Origin of the sequence: Streptomyces sp. NPDC058240, from assembly GCF_042882135.1 — a bacterium.
Classification (GTDB): Bacteria; Actinomycetota; Actinomycetes; order Streptomycetales; family Streptomycetaceae; genus Streptomyces.
This window is the reverse complement of sequence record NZ_JBHVWT010000139.1, coordinates 1-2,402: the sequence shown is the minus strand read 5'-3', so window position 1 is coordinate 2,402 and position 2,402 is coordinate 1. Positions and strand designations below refer to the sequence as shown.

Genomic DNA, 2,402 nt, shown 5'->3' with positions numbered 1-2,402 from the left:
TCCGGCGAGTATTTGCTGGGTGGCGCCACTTCTTCCTCGTTTCCTTCTCAGGGCGATCCTATTGGATCCCTGTCCGGAAACTTCGAGGCACCCCAGTACCTGGTCGAGCGACCACTACCCGGCGCGGACGCCGGCGGACTTCATCTTCGAGATGAAGTCCTTCACCGGCCGCATGACGAAGGGGCGCCGGAACAAGGTCGGGGAATCGCCAGCAAGGGCAGCTCAACTGAACCCCGCCCCCGCCTGATCCCGGCCCGGAAACAGGCCGCGACCGAGCCCGCCGCGCGCTGACCTCACACAGGCCGGCAACAGGAGCATCCGGACGGGTCCCCACCACCAGCCCCATGCCCCATGCGTCCGGGCCTCCGTCGACGGCGACCGTGGCGATGCCGAAGGCAGCGCGAGCGACGCCGACAGCGGACAGTCGCCGACGAGAGCGCTCAGACTGGCCAACCACAGCGCTCAGCCACACTCCCGGCCCCACCCGGGAGGCGCTCAGCCCACGACCTGCTGCAACATGACTCAAACCAGTTCGGGCTGCGGTTCGCGTCGCGGTTCCGGCAGATACGCCGACGCGGCCTTCCGGTCCCACAGCTTGGTGGTCCGTACGTAGCCGTAGACCACTGAGGTCATCGCCAGAATGAGCAGCGGCCCGAACACCCACGGATGTCCGGCCATCTCCACCGACAGATAGCGATACGACGCCAAGAGCCCAGCGAAGACCGCGGCGCCGTAGACGACCAGCTGGATTCCCGACCGGTCCCAGCCGCGGTCGAGCGAGCGCAGCGCCGTCTCGATCGTGAGCGTGAACACCACACCGGCGACGATGTCCGCGCCGTAGTGGTAGCCGAAGCCCAGCGTTGCACCGAGCGTGGCGATCAGCCAGAACGCGCCTGCGAATCGCAGAGCCAGCGGGCCCTTGCGGGAATGAATGAAGATCGCGGTAGCCCACGCCGTGTGCAGACTGGGCATGCAATTGCGCGGGGTGATCTCGTCGAAGAGCATCGGGTGCGGGGTACTGACCGGCGGCGGCGTGTCCGGCCACAGGTTGGCCACCGCCCAGTGCCCCCCGTCCGCGCCGTAGGCGAAGATCGGTCCGACCACCGGGAAGATCATGTAGATGCCCGGCCCGAGCAGGCCGATGACCAGAAAGGTACGCACCAGATGATGGCCCGGGAAGCGGCGCTCGACCGCCACGTTGCGCAGCTGGTACAGCGCGACGACGACCGCGGCCACCGCGAGCTGAATGTAGACCCAGTCGAGAACGTGGGCGCCGACCGTGCCAGTAGCCGCGACAATCCGGCCTACCAGCCACGACGGGTTACCCAACGCATGATCGGCGGTTGCCACGTACTGGTCGAGCACCGCCGGGCGGGTCTTCGACGTGATCAGCAGCCAGGTGTAGCCGGTCTTGCGGCCGGCCACCAGCAGCAGGGCCAGTCCGACGCCTTTCAGCAGCAGGACACGGTCCCGGTCGGTGCGGCGCGTGACAGCGATGACGGCACAGGCCAAAGTCACCCACAACGCGCCGTTGCCGAACATCATCTCGGCGTCGACCGCCCACCGCACGAGCCAGAAGACGACGTCGATGCCGATCGCGGCGCCGGCCGCGATGAACCGCTGCCGCCAGGTGAGCACCACCATCATCAACGCCATACTGACGTACAACACCGTCCCCGATTTGGGGGCGAATATCACCTCTCGCGCCTGGTCGGTGATCGGTCCCGGCTCGCCGTACCGACGCGCGGCGACCTCCAGTGCAATGAGGAATCCGAGGGCCGCCACACTCACCGCGACCCACAGCATGACGCGTGGTTGACGCCATGCAGCGAACCTAGTTCTGCCGTCTATTCGCGAAAACATTCGCGTTACCGTAGTTATCAATTTTCAGCTGCTTTGTCATATTTCAATGTGATCGTTGCGAGCTCGAACATGCTAACGGAACGGGTGGGTTTCGCTGATCACAGGTACGCCGAATACAGCGATCAGCTCCTCTTTTCCCGCGGCCACGGCGGACATGAAACGCCGCACGCCCCGCACGGCCCCGGATTGGGGCGGCTCGGTGGACGGGAGGGCGGGTGTCGGGGGCGACGGCGACAGTGGCGGTCGAGGGCAGCGCGAGCGACGCCGACAGCGGATAGTCGCCAACGAGAGTGCTCAGACTGGCCACCTACAGCGCTCAGCCACACCAGGGGCCACTGCCTCTGTCGGATGCTGCCCACCCACCGCGAACCAGCCCCAACCCGGGCATGCGATCACACTGCGACCACCACGCCCCCGGACGCACGAAAGGCCGCCTTCCGATTCCTCAGAGGGCGTTTAGAGATGATCTGCGTCGTTGGGTGACCTTTGCGCTTGCCCGTTTTCAAGCTATTCACCCTCATACGCGCGTCTTCGTGGCC

General features: G+C 66.0%; 1 protein-coding gene and 1 pseudogene. One reads left to right on the top strand and one right to left on the bottom strand.

Features of this window, described 5'->3' with window-relative positions; translation table 11 throughout:
* A pseudogene (locus ACFVX4_RS41940) lies at window positions 1-291 on the top strand (hypothetical protein); the annotation flags it as partial.
* A gap of 231 nt (window positions 292-522) precedes the next feature.
* Here ACFVX4_RS41940 and ACFVX4_RS41935 read toward each other — a convergent pair.
* Window positions 523-1,806, bottom strand: a complete 1,284-nt coding sequence (locus ACFVX4_RS41935) for a phosphatase PAP2 family protein (RefSeq protein WP_389988738.1) — start codon at window positions 1,804-1,806, stop codon at window positions 523-525.
* Window positions 1,807-2,402 lie beyond the last annotated feature (596 nt).